Below are 17,241 nucleotides of genomic sequence, written 5' to 3' on the forward strand. Positions count from 1 at the left end.
CTGCACAGCAGTGGCGGTGTGTGAAGACGATACAGCCGAAAGCTGATCAACAAACGCCGAAAAATGTTCACATAACCGAATTTGCCAGCGTGTGAAAACGCACTGGCTACCGAATTTCTTGACGACCATAGAGTGTTGGAACCACCTGATCCCATCCCGAACTCAGTAGTGAAACGATACATCGCCGATGGTAGTGTGGGGCTTCCCCATGTGAGAGTAGGTCATCGTCAAGATTCAAACACAGAACCCCTGATCGCACTGCGATCGGGGGTTTTGCTTTTTCGCGCGGAAAAGTGCTGCGACAGCCTCAGGAGTAGATCAAAACATCCAGGTACAGGCACCGATCTGTAATTCACCGAGTCAAAATCGGCTAGGCAATCAGGATACAGTTTTCGACACGACTGACACCCGGCACTCCCCACGCCGCCTGCTCACAAGCGCTGCGCTCTCGCCAATGGCGAACATGCCCTTCAAGCTTCACTGCTTTACCATCAACGACAACGCGAATCTTGTTCGTATCCAGTTCTGCATTACGCGCCAAGGCCGCTTCGATACGACTCTTCACATCGTCGGCGGTGATCTTGGGTGTTACCACCAACAGGTTATTGATCCCAACGACCCCTGCCAACTTCTGGACGGCATCCTCAGCCGCTTGCCTCTGGTATTGCCAGTCGACTTCACCCTCAAGGGTGACCCACCCTTGCTGAACTTCAATCTGTATCCGGTCGGCAGCCGTGGCCGTATTCCAGCGGACCACATCCACGCAGCGCGAAGCGATACTTTCATCGCTTAGATCCAGGTCGCCGGGAACGCGTACCTCAATCTCTTGGGCAACCGCCTTGACGCCCTTGACGCTTTTCACGGCTCGCTCGGCCGCGATTTTCTCCGCATAGGTTTTGACATGCCCTGTCAGTCTGACAACGCCATTTTCTTCTATGGCAACGCCAATAGCGCCCGCGTCGATATGAGGCTGAAACTCAAGCTCATCGAGAATGGCGCGTCGCAGTGCAAAGTTGTTCATAATCACCCCCGATTATCAGGCTCATGGCCCTGGTATGGGGATCCAGGGAAGGCCGTTATTGAAAGCCTGTACCTGGAGAAAAACGTTGAGTTTTGTCACGGTTTTGCGAAGGCGGCTGCACCTGCAGTTGGCTCTGGCCAGACTCCATGACGCAGTAAACAAGGATGCACTGTCGCTGTGCATAGGCATTGAACCCCGTTATCGAAGATCCAGAGTTTGATAAAGCTCCTCTTCCAGGGAAAAGTGCAGCGCCAGCAACGTATCCAGGCGGATGAGCAGTATCTGGATTTCCTTCAGGTCGACGTTCGAAGGCTGAGTTGCCAATTGCTGGTTCATGTGCCGAAGCAGGCCGATCATCCGGAAGAGTTCCCGGTGTGTATGGCTCAAGGCTCCCAGTGGGTCGTTGCCTTTCAGGTAATCGACAAGGCTGGGGTAAAGCTGCTCTTCGTCATCATGCTCATGGGGCAACAGCTCATTGTCGAATTGCTCCAGAAGGCTGCTCAATTCTTTTGTGGCTTGCTCGGCAGGCAGGCTTGAAAAGTTGTAGGCCATGCTGCTGAGCTGCTGAAGTATGTGTTTCATGTTCAGGTGCTCGGCGGCCAGCCGGTCCAGACGCTCATCGGGCAGCCCCCTGGCCCCCTGTCCGCGAGCGGCACCCAGTGCCCGCAGCGCGTTCAGGATAACCCCGACATCAATGCCCTCCTGCAGGATGGCGCCGGCCAACGGCGGCAGGTAACCGGCTGCCGCGATCAACATCGCCGTAACCGACAGCCCCATGCCGATCAGCAGACTTTGCCGTGCGATCGTGTAGGTGCGCTTACTGATCTCCAGTGCCTCAACGACACGGTCGAGTCGGTCGACCAAAAGCACCACTCCGGCAGATTCCGACGCCGCGCTTGCCCCATTGGCACCCATCGCGACGCCCACATCTGCGGCGGCGAGTGCCGGTGCATCGTTGATCCCATCACCGACCATCATCGTGATGCCATCGACGCAGGATTGCTGGACTGCACGGACCTTTTCTTCAGGGCTCAAACCAGCCCTGACGTCGTCCACACCGGCTGCCACGGCGACCAATTCCGCGGTTTCCAGTCGATCGCCTGTCAGCATCGCGATCTTGTCGAGTCCCATCTGCTTGATATGGCGCAACGCTCGTGCCGACTCCTTGCGTAGCGGATCGGTGAACAGGATGGCACCGGCAAGCTGGTTATCGACAACCACCAGGCTGGCCCCAAAGCCCTGAAAGTCCAGGCGGCTCATCAAGTGTTGCGTCCAGTTGTCTGTAGTGGCAGCTGCGATGTCCGGCCCACCAAGCCAGACTCGATGGCCTTCAACCTCTCCCGACAAACCCGATCCTGGCTTTTCGACAACTTGCGTAGGGATTGCCAACGCAACGTTGCCGACACGGGCGGATGCGGCGATGGCAATCGAGACCGGATGGGGTGAGCCCTGTGCAAGGGAGCCGGCCAGGTACAGCATCCGCTGTACATCCACATCGCCCCTGGTTTCTGCACCCATGACCGAGGGCCGACCCGCCGTGAGGGTTCCGGTCTTGTCGAACAGCACCCTTTGCGTTCTGGCCATCGCTTCGAGCGTGGCGCCGTCCCTGACGAGGATACCCCGTCGCGCGCAGCGAGAGATCCCCGACAAGATGGCCACAGGGGCTGCGAGAATCAACGGGCAAGGCGTGGAAACGACCAACACCGCGAGCGCCCTGACCGGATCGGCAGACCAGGCCCAGCTCACCCCCGCAATCAACAGCGTCACCGGGATGAGGATCAGCGCATAGCGATCGGCTGCGCGTACGAACGGTGGTCGTGACTGACGCGCCTGGGTCGCCATTCTGACAATGCCGGCATAGGTACTCTCCTGCGCGCTGCGCCTGACCCGGAGCGAGAAGGGCGTACCGACGTTGATGCCGCCACTTCTGATGCTGGCCCCCGGCCGGTGATTCACAGGTATGGGTTCGCCCGTGAGCGCTGATTCATCGACGATTGCTCCGCTGCCTTGCAGGTCACCGTCGAGGGGTATCACGTCGCCCATGCGCACCAGGATCAGTTGACCGGGAACAACCTCCTGCAGTGGCACACGGGTCAGATCACCGCCCTCGATCCGCCAGGCAAACGTGGGTGCGCGCTGGATCAGGCGTTTGAGTTCGCGTGCGGCACGTTGCGAACTGAAATACTCCAGATTGCGCCCGGACGCCAGCATGACCCCGACGACCGACGCGACCAGATACTCGGAAAAAAACAAGGCTCCGGCGATGGAAAACAGCGCAATCAGATCCACCCCCATCCGGTGTCTGACCAGGTCGATGACGATCTCTACCGCGAGCGTTAACGCCACCAGCACCGCCCCAATGCCCCACAGGCCATGCGCCAGGTCATGCCTGCCGATCAGGCTGGCAATGATCCCGGCTGCCAGTGAGCCAAGCGCGATCACCAGCAGGGCCGGATCCACTCTGATCTTGTCCATAGGCTTCACAGACGAAGCAAGGGCTCCCGGCGCCGCTCAGCACAAGTTCAAACGATGGATGACCTGGGTAGCATCCAGCGGATCCTGACGGCGTACGAACCCCAGCTTGTTGGCCAATCGATGCATGCCTGAATTCGCCTCACTGTCGATGGATAACATCTCGGTGAAGCCATTGAGCCGGGCCGTATTGATCAGGTGTTTCATCAACAGTGTGCCAAGTCCCTTGCGCTGCCATGAGTCGGCAACGACCACCGCCGATTCGCATTGTGAGCTATCTGCTAGCGCGGCATAGCGTGCGATGCCGGTCTCGATCAGCTTGCCCTGGTCCATGCTGAGCCCGACATAGGCCATGCGTCTGCAGCAGTCCACATCCATCAGTTGATCGAGCATTGATTCGCTGGGTTCGTTGATCGTGGCGAGAAAGCGCAAGCGCCGGGATTGAGGGGACAGATGCTTGATAAAGGCAAACTCCCGCTCACGGTCTTGCGGCTCCAGAAGGCGTATCAGGACGTGCGTGCCGTCGTTGAGCGGCTCTATCCAGTGATGTTTCCCAAGTGCGCCGGTAGGCAGGTGCTCGGTCAGTTCGGGCCTGGCCATGTCGATCTCCTGATCTGCTATAGGTGGGCTGTGAAGCGCAGCGCTGCGACGTACAGCGCCTCTACGCGCCTTTCTACGCCCACCAGCACGATGGCGACTGATCAAAATCAGAAATACGACGGGGCCGCTCGACCATCGGTGGGCGCGTGGGGGCCAAGGATGTTTGTTGATAATCATCAAGCGGCCCAACGGGTAGCGCGGCAGGCTATTGGCCTATCCGAGCGTTCTCGCCAACAGCCCCGAGGCCAGCCATGAACAGCATGAAAGCGGCGGTTTTCGTCGAAAAGAATCGCATCGTGCTCGAAGAGAAGCCGATTCCGGAACCAGGCCCCCTGGATGCGCTTGTGCGGGTCACCACCACGACCATTTGCGGCACGGACATCCACATACTGCGTGGCGAATACCCGGTGACCAGTGGGCTCATCATCGGTCACGAACCGGTGGGTGTGATCGAGCGGCTGGGTTCGCAGGTCCAGGGCTTCTTCGAGGGGCAGCGGGTCATCGCCGGCGCCATCACCCCCAGTGGACACAGTTTTGCCTGCCTGTGTGGCTGTGCATCGCAGGACGGTCCTCACGCCCGGCACGGCTTTCGAGCCATCGGCGGCTGGAAATTCGGTAATACCATCGATGGCTGCCAGGCCGAATACGTACGAGTGCCCGATGCGATGGCCAATCTGTGTGCGATTCCGGACGGCCTCAGTGATGAACAGGTCCTCATGTGCCCCGACATCATGTCCACCGGGTTTTCCGGGGCCGAACGCGGTGATGTGCGCATTGGCGACAGCGTTGCGGTCTTTGCGCTGGGCCCTATTGGGCTGTGTGCGGTGGCGGGTGCGCGGCTCAAGGGGGCGGCGACCATTATCGGGGTCGACACAGTGGCAGAGCGCATGAGTGTCGCCCGGCGCCTGGGTGCGACCTACACGGTCGACTTTCAGGCGGGAGACGTAGTGGAGCAGATCATGACCCTGACCGACGGTCGCGGTGTGGATGTGGCGATCGAGGCGCTGGGAACCCAAGGCACGTTCGAGTCCGCTCTGCGCGTGCTGCGCCCTGGCGGACGGCTGTCGAGCCTTGGCGTTTACGCCAATGACCTGCGCATTCCGCTGGAGGCATTCGCTGCGGGGCTGGGGGACTACAGCATCGTCAGCACCCTGTGCCCCGGTGGCAAGGAGCGCATGCGGCGCTTGATGGCCGTAGTGGACGGTGGGGCTGTCGACCTGTCACCGCTGGTCACCCATCGGTTCAGGCTGGACGAGATCGAAGCGGCCTATGATCTGTTTGCCCATCAGCGCGACGGCGTGCTGAAAGTCGCGATTACGCCATGACCGCGCCAATCAACAGAGGCGCTCTTGTACCGAGCGGAGCTTTCGGGGGGAGCTACAGCCCGAAACCAGAGCTTTGAGGCGTTCCTGGCTGACGATCTCAACGGCCCGTCCGGAGATCCGCACGATATCGTTGTTGCGCAGGTAGGCGATGGCCCGGCACACCGTCTCAAGGCGCAGGCCTAGATAAGCACCAATGTCCTCTCGCGTCATGCGCAATACAAACGCGTGGGGCGAGTAGCCACGGCGTTGCATACGTGTGGCCAGGTCCAGCAGGAAGGCCCCGAGCCGTTCTTGCGCCTTGAGATTCCCCATCCACATCAGAACTTCATGGTCGCGCACCAGCTCCTGGCTCAACGTCCGGTTCAGGTTGTGTTGCAGCGAGGGCAGTTCCCGGGCGAGGCGCTCAAGCTGGGTGAAGCGGATCGGGCAGACTTCGCTGTCTTCAAGGGCAATGGCATCACAGGCGTAGTCCCCGCTGCTTATCGCGTCAATGCCAAGCAACTCGCCCGGCATCTGAAAGCCGGTCAGTTGTTCGCGGCCGTCTTCTGAACAAAACGTCGTTTTGAAGAACCCATGATGAATGGCATAGAGATAGTGCATGGGGTCTCCCAGATGAAACAGAACCGCACCTTTCTTGACCTTCATGCGCTGCGGAATGATCAGGTCCAGGCGTCTGGCGTCCGCAGTATCAAGCCCGACCAGCAGGCAGAGCTCACGCACTCGACAATTGGCACAGCTCTCGCTGCGCAGGGGTAGGCAGTGGTTCATGCGGGAGCCCCCCGACATTTATGTGTACTACCGGCAAAAACGATACGCCTGCAGGCTCATGCTGCAATCGTTGCCGGATGGACGGGCCGACCCCACCCGCTCGCAAATATGCCGTGTTAGAGATCGTTCGGGGTCATTGCCGACTGGGTCCAGTGGCTTCCTGAAGATTCCAGTACCTCTGCATTTCGATGAACAGGAAGGACGCTGTCCAGGTGATGAGCACCAGACCGGTCAAGGCTTCGAGCCCGGTCAGGAACTTGAGCGGGCCTACGGGCGAGATATCGCCGAAGCCTATGGTGGTGTAGGTGGTAAAGGAGAAGTACACCGAGTCCATGAAGCTGCCGTCGAAGTGACCGACGAGCTGACCCAGCGTTGCGCTTTTGTTCAGCAGGTAATAACCCAGCGCAAAGACCCAGACTTCGATGGCGTGGGCCACCAGCGCTCCCAGCACACCGAAGACGATTCTGAAACGATGCCAGATCTTGAGCCGGGGCATGAGCAGGTTCAAGCGCAACAGGCATTCGTAGTGAATGATCACGGCAGTGGTGATGATCAGCATGTTGATCAAGGTGACGAGGATCATGAAGGCATCTCCGCTGGATGCTTCTGCGTTCGGTGTATGGCGTGATTATGCTCGGGATCGTGATGGCTGGCGCCGGGAAACGCCGACTTTCTGATATAGATCAGAAACGGCCGCCGGTATCGCCCCATCCTGTGAATGTGCGCCGGCCTGCGCCGTGTCAGGCGTTTGGACATCGCTTTCTCCAAGTAGCCACTTTCAGATCACCACTGAGGTCGCTGAATGAGGTCGCCATGAACGCATCGCCAGGCTTTTTGTTGATCGCCTCATCGAACATGCAGCGCACCCCTGCATTCGAGCGCGCCGTGGCCTTGGCCCGGGCTTGCGACGCTGCCTTGCGGATCCTCGCACTGGACTACTTCCGGGCCCTCGAAATCATGGGCGTATTCGACCGTTCGGCGCTTGTCGCCTTGCGTGACAGCTACCTTGAGAGCCATTGCCGGTGGCTGGAAGAGCAGGCGGCGCAAGAGCGCGCACGTGGCCTGGACTGCTCGGTCGAGGTGCTCTGGACCGATGACGATTTCGAGGCGATCAGTACCCATGTGCAGATGGCTCGCCCCATGATGCTGATCAAAGACGTGCATCATGAGCCGCTCTTCGCCCGGCTGTTTTCCACGCCGCTGGACTGGCTCCTGTTGCGCGACTGTACCTGCCCTGTCCAGTTCGTCACGGACGCCCGCCACCCGCTGCCTGGCAAGGTGCTGGCCGCCGTCAATCTTTACCGTTACCAAGAGGCGGACCTGCAGCTCAATGACACGCTGGTGGCCATGGCCGCCCGCCTGGCCAGGCAATGTGGCGCCAGCGTTCATGTGCTCTACAGCTATGACTGGTCGGAGTTCTATGCCAGGAACATCACCATGCTGGGCGCCTTGCCAATCGAGACCGGCTTTCACGAAGCCCTGGGAGAGGCCCATGAGCAGGCTTTCTCCGCGCTGTGCGACCGACATGCCATTGCGCACGATTGTCGGCATTTCCTGACCGGCACGCCGCTACAGACCATCAGTGAGTTTGCTCGCGAGCAGGACATCGACCTGCTGGTCATGGGGACTTTGCCGCGCACCAGGCTGGAGAAAGTCATCGGCAATACGGCCGAATCACTGTTGATCCATTCACCGAGCAGCGTGCTGGTCATCAAACCCGGCGACCACACCGTCGAGGCCGGTCGCGGCGCTTCGGTAGAGAGCCCTGTCGAGAGCCCTGCCGCTGCCCAGCGCAGAACCCCTATGCGCGCCCTTTGGCCCTGAAAGGAGGTGTGACATGTCCCAAGCTGAACGTTTGATGCTGATCGCGTCGCCACTGATGGAACGAACCCCGGCATTTGACCGCGCCCTGGCCCTTGCCAAGGCCCAGGATGCCGCACTGCACATCGTTGCGTTTGATTATGTCGAAGCGCTGGCCACTGCCGGGCTTGTGAATGATAACGCCTTGCGGGAAATGAAAGAGGGGTATCTGGAACGACATCGCAAGTGGCTGGGAGAACAGGTCGTGCCCATGCGCAGTGTTGGGGTTCAGGTCACCCACGAAGTCATCTGGGTGGCACACCCGCTCGACGAAATTATCCTGCACATCGGCGAAATGAAACCTTCGCTGGTCATCAAGGACCTGGAGCACCATTCGTGGCTGACCCGAATCATGTTCACGTCCCTGGATGAGCACCTTCTGCGCAAATGCCCGGTGGCCCTGCACCTGGTGGCCCATCCGGCGCCCCATGTGCTTCCCCGCAAGATTCTCGCCGCCGTTGACCCTTTTCGCCCGGACGAACAGTACGACGGCCTCAACGACCGGATCATCTCCACGGCGGAAAAACTCGCGGCGCAGTGCAACGCGGAGCTCCACCTGCTGTATGCCTACGATTTGTCCTACGTCTTCAGCGGCGGGAGCGACCTGGCGTTCAACTCCGAAATGCATGAGCGGATCTACAAACTGGACGAAAACGCGTTCGATCACCTGGCCGAGCGCTACGGTGTGCCCCTTGAGTGCAAGCACCTGGTCATGGGCAACCCTGCGAAAGTCATCGAGGCATTCAGCGAAGCACACGACTTCGACGTCATCGTGATGGGCGTCGTCCATCGCAGCGTGCACGGCAAATGGTTGGGTAGCACCACCGAACATGTCGTGCGTCATCTGAAAACCAGCGTTGTGGCCGTCAACCCGTACCCGCTCGTGCCATGACCGGCAGTACAGGCGCTCGGGGCCAACAGGGGCGCGACCCCAGGAGAGCCAAATGATCGATCAGTCACCTCCGGCACTGTTGGTCTTGAACGCTGGCTCCTCGAACCTGAAGTTCTCCCTGTATGACGCGGCTGTACCCGTCGAAGCGGAGCGCTGCCTGGGGCGCGGCAGCGTGGAGGCGAGCAAGGGCATGCAGCGCCTGGTGTTTCTCGGTTCCGGCGACGAGCAGGAACGACAGGCCGAGTGGCCAGGCGACCATGCGACCTCCATCGACGACACGCTGTCACGGCTAATGGCCTGGATTGCCGAGGCCGTCGGGTGCGACATCGTTGCAGCAGCGCACCGTGTGGTACATGGCGGCGACTGCGCCGAGATGGCCATGATCGTCACCCCGGCCTTGATGAGCGAAATGCAAGCCTTGAGCGCTGTGGCCCCACTGCATCAGCCCAAATGTCTCGCCCCGATCAACCATCTGGCCCGCGAACGCCCCGGCTTGCCGCAATTCGTGTGTTTCGACACGGTCTTCCATCGCACGCTCGATGCGCTGGAAAGCCGCTTCGGGCTGCCGCGCACACTGACTGATCAGGGACTGCGCCGCTACGGGTTTCACGGGCTTTCCTACGAATACATCGCCGGGCGGCTCATCGACCATGACCCGTACGCGGCGCACGGCAGAACGATCGTTGCCCACCTGGGTAATGGTGCCAGCTTGTGTGGCCTGGTCAACCGGACCAGCCGCGCCACGACCATGGGATTTTCCACCCTCGACGGATTGCTCATGGGCACCCGGCCTGGCCGGCTGGATCCCGGCATCCTCCTGTACCTGATGCGCGAGCGGCACATGAGCGCAAAGGGTCTGGAGAACCTGCTCTATCACCATTGCGGGCTGTTAGGGGTGTCCGGCGGGATCAGCGGTGACCTGCGTGAGCTGGCCGCCAGTGCCGCACCGCAAGCTGCCGAAGCGATTGCCTTGTTCGAGCGGTACGTCGTCAAGGAAATCGGTGCGGTTGTCGCGGCACTGGGCGGCCTGGACGCACTGGTGTTTACCGGTGGCGTGGGCGAGCACGCCAGCGACGTGCGCAACGCCATTCTCGACGGTTGCCGGTGGCTGGGCCTGGAGCGTGACTGTGACGGGCGGCAGGCCGGTACGAACTGCCTGTCCCACCCCGGCAGTGCCGTGACCGCCTGGGTGATTCCCACGGATGAAAACGCCGTGATCGCACGACACACCCTGCGCCGTTTGCACCAAGCAGCCTGAGCACCCAGGTGTTCGTCCTCCAATAGCGCCACGCCAACTCCGCCGCCCCCAAGGAGCCGCCATGTATGTGTTCAACCCACAGGTTTCCAGTGCCGACCTCAAAGCCTCCCCGCGCCCTGACCACCTTGCCGCGCAAGACAGTGCCGCAGGCGTGCTGTCAGCCGACCTGCTGGATCGGCTGCATCGCTACTGGAGCGCGGCCAATTACCTGTGCGTCGGCCAGATCTACCTGCGCAACAACCCCCTGCTGCGCGAACCACTGAGCGCCGACCACATCAAACCGCGCTTGCTAGGCCATTGGGGCACTTCGGCCGGCCAGAACTTCATCTACGTGCACCTCAACCGCCTGATCCATGAGCGCAAGGTCGAAACCGTCTTTATCTCAGGCCCAGGCCACGGCGGGCCGACCCTCAACGCCTGCGCCTGGCTGGAGGGCACCTACAGCGAAGTGCACCCGCAGGTCGCCCCCGACGAAGCCGGCATGTTGCGCCTGTTCCGCAGTTTTTCCGCCCCCGGTGGCATCCCCAGCCATTGCGGGCCGCACACGCCCAACTCATTGCATGAAGGCGGGGAGCTGGGCTACTCGTTGATGCATGCCTTTGGCGCGGTGTTCGACAACCCCCAATTGCTGGTCGCCTGCGTCATCGGCGACGGCGAAGCGGAGACGTGCCCCCTTGAAGGCAGCTGGAAAAGCGTGCAGTTCATCGACCCCGCCCGCGACGGGGCCGTGCTGCCCATCCTGCATCTCAACGGCTACAAAATATCCGGCCCCACCGTCGAGGCGCGCACGGCGGATGAGCGGCTGATCGAACTGTATCGCGGCCGTGGCTATCAGCCGATCATCGTCGCCGGTGACGACCTGCCCGGCATGCACCAGCGATTCGCGGCTGCGCTGAACAGTGCCCACGACGCCATCGGCCGACTCCAGCTGCACGCCAGGCAGGGCCATCCACTGGCTGAGAAATGGCCGATGATCATCCTGCGCAGCCCCAAGGGCTGGACCGGGCCGCACGTGGTGGACGGGGTGCCAATCGAAGGAACCTTCCGCGCCCACCAGGTGCCGCTGGCCAACGTCATCGACAACCCCGGGCACAGGGCACAACTGGAACGCTGGATGCGCGGCTACCTCTCGCAGCACCTGTTCGATGCCCACGGTGCGCTCCTGCCAGACCTCAAGGCCCTGACGCCCCCCGCCGAACTGCGCATGGGCGCCGTGCCCCATGTCAATGGCGGGCGCGTGCTGCTGGCGCTGGACCTGCCCGATTTCGCCGGCTACAGCCTGGACGTCCCCGGCCCCGGCCAGGTGATCGCCGAGGCACCGCGCAAACTGGGCGAATACCTGCGTGACGTGATGCGCAGCAACCCGCACAACTTCAGAGTCTTCGGCCCGGATGAAACCAACTCCAACCGCCTCAACGCCGTGTTCGACGCCTCCGACCGAAAAGCCTCCGGCACCTGCCTGACCCTCGACGACCACCTCGCGCCTGACGGGCGGGTCATGGAAGTGCTCAGCGAACACCTGTGCGAAGGCTGGCTGGAAGGCTACCTGCTCACCGGGCGACATGGCATGTGGTCCACCTACGAAGCCTTCGCCCAGGTCGTCGACTCCATGGTGACCCAGCACGCCAAATGGTTGCAGCAAAGCAAGGAATTCCACTGGCGCCGCCCGCTGGCCTCGTTGAACATCCTCATCACCAGCCATGCCTGGCGCAACGACCATAACGGCTTCAGCCACCAGTCCACCGGCTTCGTCGACAACGTGCTGCAACGCCGTGCGGACGTCGTACGGGTCTACTACCCGCCAGACTCCAACTGCCTGATCAACGTCTTCGACCACTGCCTGCGCAGCTGGAACTATGTCAACGTCGTGACCTGCGGCAAACAGCCGGATTTCCAGTGGCTGGACTTCGACGCCGCACTCAGGCACTGCTCACAAGGCGCCTCCATCTGGGCCTTTGCCAGCAACGACCAGGGGCATGAACCCGACGTAATCCTGGCCTGCGCAGGCGATGTTCCGACCACCGAAACCGTCGCCGCCGCCTGGCTGCTGCGCAAACACGTCCCGGACATTCGTGTCCGGGTCGTCAACATCGTTGACCTCGGCACCCTCTGCGCACCGGAGCAACGCCCGCACGGCCTCGACACCGCCTCCTTCGACGCCCTGTTCACCCGCGAAGCCCCGGTCATGTTCGCCTTCCACGGCTCCACCTGGGTCATCCACTCAATGGTCCATGGCCGCGCCAACGAAGCGCGCTTCCACGTACGAGGCTTCAGCGACCGGGGAACCACCACCACCCCGTTCGACATGGTAGTGCTCAACCGAATGAGCCGTTACCACCTGGCCATCGACGCCCTGAGCCACATACCCCGGCTACACCCCCAAAGCGCAACGGCCGTGGACCACTTCACCCGCCAGCTGAGCCGGCATGACGTATGGATTCGCGAACACCTTGAAGACCTGCCGGAAATCCGCAACTGGCGCTGGACAGCGGACTTCAGCGAACCGGATTGCCCACCGCCGCTGGCCAGGGGGCATGTGCGGGGAGTGGGGTTTACGGATGGGTGAGGGGGGAGGGGGTACGGTGCGCCGGGGCAATCTGAACTCGTTAGATAAGTCATTGATTTTAAATGGTTTTAACGGTTTATTTTTTTGCTTGGAATACTTTTTGGAATGCTGAGCTCTGTCGCGATGCTCTCAGGAGTCATAGGCGGAACAGATGTTGTTCCTACTGATCCGGAGGACTTCATCACATCCCTTTAATACTGGGGACGGCCCATCCCTCCTGCTCTATCCATTCCGGCGTTAGGTTGGCCCGGCTTGTGGCCGGCTTTATTTTTGAGTTTTTACCTTGTCTTTCTGGGTTTTAATAGGGTTTTTGTTTCTGTCCCCCATTTGTCCCCCCAATATGGCCGTGCGTGCGCCTAACCATTCAAGCTCGTGGATGGTATCGTCATTTGCTCATTGGACTATGATTTTGCGTGCGAGGCAATTTGCCGGCTGTAATCCGTGATATTCGCCGCAAGCTCCATGATAATCCCCTCAGCTCGCATAAAGGGATTCCTCCATATGGAACTGGTCGACAACATCAATACCCTGCTTGGTGAAAATCTCAAAGGTACGCTTAAGCCGGGCTCGAAGCTGAAGATCGCCGCTTCGTGCTTTTCGATCTACGCCTACGTGGCGTTGAAGAAGGAGCTGGAGAGCATCGACTCCCTGGAGTTCATCTTCACCTCGCCGACCTTCGTGCCCAACGAGGTCAGCGACAAGATCAAGAAGGAGCAGCGCGAGTTCCATATTCCCAAGGCTGAGCGCGAGCGCAGCCTGACCGGCAGTGAGTTTGAAATCCAGCTGAAGAATCAGCTCACGCAAAAGGCCATAGCAAGGGAGTGCGCTGACTGGATACGCCGTAAAGCGACTTTTCGCTCCAATCGTGGCCAAGCCCCAATGCAGCCCTTTATCGGTTCGTGCGATACGGCAGGGGACGCCGTCTATATGCCCGTCCAGGGGTTTACCGCTGTCGATCTGGGTTACCAGAAGGGCAATGCGCTCTCGAACATCGTTACCCGTTTCGATGAGCCGGCCCATACCGGTATGTTTCTCAATCTGTTCGAGCAGATCTGGAGCGACCCGGAGAAGCTTGAGGATGTAACCGACAGGCTCTGCGACCACATCGCCTCGGTCTATCAGGAGAATGCTCCAGAGCGGATCTACTTCCTTATGCTCTACAACATTTTCCGCGAGTTCCTGGAAGACGTGAACGAGGACGTACTGCCCAACGACCGCACCGGTTACCAGGACAGTCTGGTCTGGCAGAAGCTATTCAACTTCCAGCGTGATGCGGCTACCGGTCTGATCAACAAGCTTGAGACCTACAGCGGATGCATTCTGGCCGACAGTGTGGGCCTGGGCAAAACCTTCACCGCCCTTGCCGTGATCAAGTACTACGAGCTGCGCAACAAATCCGTCCTGGTGCTCTGCCCGAAGAAGCTCGCCGACAACTGGCTTAACTACAACCGCAACCTCAAGACCAACATTTTCGCCAAGGATCGCTTCAACTACGACGTGCTTTGCCACACCGACCTGACCCGTACCCGTGGAGAGTCGCTGGGTATTCCGCTGGATCGGGTTAATTGGGGCAACTACGACCTGGTGGTAATCGACGAATCGCACAACTTTCGCAATAACGACGTCTTCAAAGACAAGGAAACTCGTTACCAGCGGCTGATGAATCAAGTGATTCGCCAGGGCGTGAAGACCAAGGTGCTGATGCTTTCGGCCACTCCGGTCAACAACCGTTTCAGCGATTTGCGTAATCAGCTGGCCTTGGCCTACGAAGGCGATAGCGACAATCTCAACGATAAGCTGCGCACTGAAAAAGATATCGACGGCATATTTCGCCGCGCTCAAGCGGCATTCAATGCGTGGTCGATCCTGCCGCCAGAGAAACGCACCGCTGCTGCCATTCTCAATACCCTGGACTTCGACTTCTTCGAGCTGCTCGACAGCGTGACTATTGCCCGATCACGCCGGCATATCGAGACTTTCTACAACACGGCCGACATCGGCAGTTTTCCGGAGCGTCGGAAGCCGCTGTCTTTCCACTGCCCGCTGACCCATCGTGAGGACGTCATCGGCTTCAACGAGATCTTCAATCAGCTCTCGTTGCTCAAGCTCGCCGTGTATGCCCCAGTCAGCTACATCCTGCCCAGCCGGATGAAGAAGTACGAGGAAATGTACGACACCGAAGTGGAGGGCGGCAGGGGCAAGCTCAAGCAGGTAGACCGTGAAAAAAGCCTGCAAGCGTTGATGACCACCAACCTGCTCAAGCGCCTTGAAAGCTCGGTCGAGTCTTTCCGTCTGACTCTGAAAAACCTGCAGGCGACTCACCGCAGTGCGTTAGACAAAATCGCCTCCTTCAAGAAGACAGGCGTAGCCAGCGGCTTTGCCGATGTTACCGCCGTGTGCGAAGATGCGGATTTCGATGATGACAACCTGCCCATGCCGGGCGACATCAGCATCGGCAAGAAAATCCAGATCAGCCTGGAGGACATGGACGTGCCCTCCTGGGAGCAAGACCTTCAGGGGGACTTCGTTTTCATTGAAGAGTTGCTGGACGAAATGGCCAAGGTCACGCCCGCCGATGACGCCAAGCTACAGCATCTTAAAACCCAGATCACCAGCAAGCTGACGTCGCCGATTAACCCTGGCAATCGCAAAGTGCTGATCTTCACCGCCTTCTCCGATACCGCTAATTATCTCTACGACAACCTGGCCGAGTACCTACTGCGCAGTCACAAGGTCCACTCTGGCAAGGTCACTGGTAGTGATGCGCCCAAATCCACCCTGGGAAGCATGCACGGGAGCCGGCAGACCTATGACTTTCAGGGGCTGCTCACGCTGTTCTCGCCGCGCTCTAAAGAGAAGGCCGCGATCTACCCGGATGAGCCGCGAGAGATTGATATCCTGATCGGTACTGACTGCATCTCCGAAGGCCAGAATTTGCAGGATTGCGATTACCTGATCAACTACGACATTCACTGGAACCCGGTGCGGATCATCCAGCGCTTTGGCCGTGTGGATCGGATCGGTTCAGAGAACGCCAGCATCCAGCTGGTCAACTACTGGCCGGACATCAGCCTGGATGAGTACATCAATCTCAAGGAGCGGGTTGAGAATCGCATGATGATTGCTGACGTCACTGCCACGGGCGATGACAATGTGCTCAACGCTCAGGCCAACGACGTGGCCTACCGCAAGGAGCAGTTGCGCCGTCTACAGGATGATGTGATCGAAATGGAAGACATCAAGACCGGTGTCTCCATCACCGATCTTGGCCTGAATGACTTCCGTATGGATTTGCTCAACTACATCAAAACCAATGGCGACCTTGAGCATGTCCCCAACGGCATGCATGCCGTCGTGCCCGCGCGGCAAGAGCTTGGGCTGCTGCCTGGTGTAATTTTCACCCTGCGTAATCGCAACCAAGGCTCCAACCTCAATCAGCAGAATCGCCTGCATCCCTTCTATCTGATCTACATCAGCCTGGAGGGGCAGATCATTAGCGACCAGACAGAGGCCAAGCGCTTGCTGGATCTCGCTCGCAGTGCCTGTAAAGGCCATGGCCAACCGATTCCAGAGGCCTATCAACTGTTCAATCAAGCTACCAGGGACGGGCGTGATATGCGCATCTACTCCGACCTGCTCGATCAGGCCATTCGCTCGATGATCGATGTAAAGGAAGAACGGGACATCGACAGCCTGTTCAGTGGCGGTAGAACCACTGCGCTGGTGGACACCATCTCCGGGTTGGATGACTTCGAGCTGATTGCCTTCATCGTTATTCAAGACATGGCATGAGTCAGGTAGGTATTCCTCCGGTACTATTCCGCTTCCCCGCGCAGGCCAGGGTTGCCAGCGTGGTGCCAAAGAGCAAAATCTACGAGTACGGTTCCGTTGCCTCTGTATTGCGCGACAAGTTTGTACGCCAGGTTGGACAGATCACCTGGGCCTATAAGCTGGCACCGGAAACTATTAACCTGCCGGCACGGGGCGATGTTGCGGAAATCCAGGTATTCGATATCACGCAGAAAACCGCCGAGCTGGACGAAGACGTGTTGCGCGCAATCGACCGCGCCATCCCGTTGCCGATCATCTTTCAGTTGCACCATGAGCAGCGCACCCGCATGGTGGCGGCTTTTAAGCGCCCCAGCGAAGCCGATGCTAGCAAATGGGTGATTGATGGCTACTATGCGTGCAACTGGTTACCGGCCAACAGTCCGTGCCAGCCTCTGCCGGTAGCGCTGGATCTGCAGGGGCTCTACGAACAATTGCTGCGCAGCTTGCTACCCCGTCCAGCTAGGCCGGGCGAGAGCCTGCCCGAGCAACTGCATCGGCTAAACCGCTTGCGAAGCTTGCACAGTGAGCACGCCAAGCTGGATACGCGCCTGCACAAAGAAAAACAGTTCAACCGCAAGGTGGCGCTCAATGCCCAGCTGCGGGAAATCCAGAATGAAATCGCCGATCTAAGCGCGTAAACCTCGGTTC

12 protein-coding genes and 1 rRNA gene are annotated in these 17,241 nt (G+C 59.7%); 8 read left to right on the forward strand and 5 right to left on the reverse strand.

The genetic code is table 11. The features are described from left to right. Positions 1 to 117: 117 nt before the first annotated feature. Positions 118 to 233, forward strand: a 5S ribosomal RNA gene (gene rrf / locus NJC40_RS10825). A 137-nt stretch (positions 234 to 370) separates the two neighbouring features. Here rrf and NJC40_RS10830 read toward each other — a convergent pair. From NJC40_RS10830 to NJC40_RS10840, 3 genes are all read right to left on the reverse strand, one after another. Beyond that, on the reverse strand, positions 371 to 1,021 hold the full coding sequence (locus NJC40_RS10830; protein ID WP_045494292.1) for a BON domain-containing protein: 651 nt from the start codon (positions 1,019 to 1,021) through the stop codon (positions 371 to 373). Between the two features lie 198 nt (positions 1,022 to 1,219). After that, on the reverse strand, positions 1,220 to 3,496 hold the full coding sequence (locus NJC40_RS10835) for a heavy metal translocating P-type ATPase (protein WP_253139476.1): 2,277 nt from the start codon (positions 3,494 to 3,496) through the stop codon (positions 1,220 to 1,222). 36 nt (positions 3,497 to 3,532) lie between these two features. Next, positions 3,533 to 4,093 carry a GNAT family N-acetyltransferase gene (locus NJC40_RS10840; protein ID WP_253139473.1) on the reverse strand — a complete coding sequence of 187 codons (561 nt, stop codon included), beginning with the start codon at positions 4,091 to 4,093 and terminating at the stop codon, positions 3,533 to 3,535. Positions 4,094 to 4,344: 251 nt separating this feature from the next. Here NJC40_RS10840 and NJC40_RS10845 point away from each other — a divergent pair, with 251 nt between their 5' ends. Further along, a complete protein-coding gene (locus NJC40_RS10845; RefSeq protein WP_253139470.1) occupies positions 4,345 to 5,418 on the forward strand; it encodes an NAD(P)-dependent alcohol dehydrogenase in 1,074 nt (357 codons plus the stop codon). Between the two features lie 9 nt (positions 5,419 to 5,427). Here the strand turns inward: NJC40_RS10845 and NJC40_RS10850 are convergent, their stop codons facing one another. Together NJC40_RS10850 and NJC40_RS10855 are read right to left on the reverse strand one after the other, a co-directional pair. Then, positions 5,428 to 6,186, reverse strand: a complete 759-nt coding sequence (locus NJC40_RS10850; RefSeq protein ID WP_253118060.1) for a cyclic nucleotide-binding domain-containing protein — start codon at positions 6,184 to 6,186, stop codon at positions 5,428 to 5,430. A gap of 133 nt (positions 6,187 to 6,319) precedes the next feature. Then, the gene (locus tag NJC40_RS10855; protein WP_253118059.1) at positions 6,320 to 6,769 is read right to left on the reverse strand and encodes a potassium channel family protein; all 450 of its coding nucleotides are present in this window, start codon (positions 6,767 to 6,769) and stop codon (positions 6,320 to 6,322) included. Between the two features lie 230 nt (positions 6,770 to 6,999). Here NJC40_RS10855 and NJC40_RS10860 point away from each other — a divergent pair, with 230 nt between their 5' ends. The 6 genes from NJC40_RS10860 (at position 7,000) to NJC40_RS10885 (ending at position 17,231) form a co-directional block, all read left to right on the forward strand. Beyond that, positions 7,000 to 8,010 (forward strand): universal stress protein, encoded by a 1,011-nt coding sequence (locus NJC40_RS10860; RefSeq protein ID WP_253118058.1) that lies wholly within the window; start codon positions 7,000 to 7,002, stop codon positions 8,008 to 8,010. Between the two features lie 13 nt (positions 8,011 to 8,023). Next, positions 8,024 to 8,938 (forward strand): universal stress protein, encoded by a 915-nt coding sequence (locus NJC40_RS10865; RefSeq protein ID WP_253139467.1) that lies wholly within the window; start codon positions 8,024 to 8,026, stop codon positions 8,936 to 8,938. Positions 8,939 to 8,990: 52 nt separating this feature from the next. Next, positions 8,991 to 10,196 (forward strand): acetate/propionate family kinase, encoded by a 1,206-nt coding sequence (locus NJC40_RS10870; protein WP_253139464.1) that lies wholly within the window; start codon positions 8,991 to 8,993, stop codon positions 10,194 to 10,196. A gap of 61 nt (positions 10,197 to 10,257) precedes the next feature. Then, positions 10,258 to 12,762 carry a phosphoketolase family protein gene (locus NJC40_RS10875; protein ID WP_253139461.1) on the forward strand — a complete coding sequence of 835 codons (2,505 nt, stop codon included), beginning with the start codon at positions 10,258 to 10,260 and terminating at the stop codon, positions 12,760 to 12,762. 501 nt (positions 12,763 to 13,263) lie between these two features. Beyond that, positions 13,264 to 16,554, forward strand: a complete 3,291-nt coding sequence (locus tag NJC40_RS10880) for a helicase-related protein (protein WP_253139459.1) — start codon at positions 13,264 to 13,266, stop codon at positions 16,552 to 16,554. After that, positions 16,551 to 17,231, forward strand: coding sequence for a DUF4391 domain-containing protein (locus NJC40_RS10885; protein WP_253139456.1), 681 nt, complete (start codon positions 16,551 to 16,553; stop codon positions 17,229 to 17,231). The genes NJC40_RS10880 and NJC40_RS10885 overlap by 4 nt, the downstream gene beginning before the upstream one ends. The last annotated feature ends 10 nt before the right edge of the window (positions 17,232 to 17,241 follow it).

This window comes from Pseudomonas sp. 21LCFQ02, assembly GCF_024129895.2.
GTDB lineage: Bacteria > Pseudomonadota > Gammaproteobacteria > Pseudomonadales > Pseudomonadaceae > Aquipseudomonas.

Bases quoted from the DNA above. Each gene is read 5' to 3' on its own strand.
- NJC40_RS10870 (WP_253139464.1), top strand. From the start codon at position 8,991: ATGATCGATCAGTCACCTCCGGCACTGTTGGTCTTGAACGCTGGCTCC.
- NJC40_RS10865 (WP_253139467.1), top strand. From the start codon at position 8,024: ATGTCCCAAGCTGAACGTTTGATGCTGATCGCGTCGCCACTGATGGAA.
- NJC40_RS10875 (WP_253139461.1), top strand. From the start codon at position 10,258: ATGTATGTGTTCAACCCACAGGTTTCCAGTGCCGACCTCAAAGCCTCC.
- NJC40_RS10885 (WP_253139456.1), top strand. From the start codon at position 16,551: ATGAGTCAGGTAGGTATTCCTCCGGTACTATTCCGCTTCCCCGCGCAG.
- NJC40_RS10835 (WP_253139476.1), bottom strand. From the start codon at position 3,496: ATGGACAAGATCAGAGTGGATCCGGCCCTGCTGGTGATCGCGCTTGGC.
- NJC40_RS10845 (WP_253139470.1), top strand. From the start codon at position 4,345: ATGAACAGCATGAAAGCGGCGGTTTTCGTCGAAAAGAATCGCATCGTG.
- NJC40_RS10850 (WP_253118060.1), bottom strand. From the start codon at position 6,186: ATGAACCACTGCCTACCCCTGCGCAGCGAGAGCTGTGCCAATTGTCGA.
- NJC40_RS10840 (WP_253139473.1), bottom strand. From the start codon at position 4,093: ATGGCCAGGCCCGAACTGACCGAGCACCTGCCTACCGGCGCACTTGGG.
- NJC40_RS10830 (WP_045494292.1), bottom strand. From the start codon at position 1,021: ATGAACAACTTTGCACTGCGACGCGCCATTCTCGATGAGCTTGAGTTT.
- NJC40_RS10860 (WP_253118058.1), top strand. From the start codon at position 7,000: ATGAACGCATCGCCAGGCTTTTTGTTGATCGCCTCATCGAACATGCAG.
- NJC40_RS10855 (WP_253118059.1), bottom strand. From the start codon at position 6,769: ATGATCCTCGTCACCTTGATCAACATGCTGATCATCACCACTGCCGTG.
- NJC40_RS10880 (WP_253139459.1), top strand. From the start codon at position 13,264: ATGGAACTGGTCGACAACATCAATACCCTGCTTGGTGAAAATCTCAAA.